1 pseudogene is annotated in these 254 nt (G+C 46.1%); it reads left to right on the top strand.

Features of this window, described 5'->3' with window-relative positions:
• A pseudogene (locus tag SB660_RS22165) lies at nt 1-254 on the top strand (ABC transporter permease); the annotation flags it as partial.

Below are 254 nucleotides of genomic sequence, written 5' to 3'. Positions count from 1 at the left end.
CGCCCGCCTGTTCTTTATCGTCAGTATTATTTCCGCGGTTGCCTTTACGGCGACGGGCGTGCTCGCGATGTACAAATCGACCGTCGGGGCGGAAGAGTCCGCCTATGAGATGGAGTATTTATCTTTCAGCAATAACCCGAAAGAACAGACTCATTTGAAAGATATTGACCATGAACTGAAAACACACGGCTTTACGTATAAGAAAGACAAAATAGATGTTTCCTATGTCCGCTATCAGGAAGGAGATACTGTTC

The sequence above is a fragment of the Bacillus sp. SIMBA_005 genome, assembly GCF_046535585.1.
In the GTDB taxonomy this organism is placed as follows: Bacteria; Bacillota; Bacilli; order Bacillales; family Bacillaceae; genus Bacillus; species Bacillus pumilus.
Note: the sequence above shows the minus strand (reverse complement) of the source record. Positions and strands in the feature narration are given on the sequence as shown.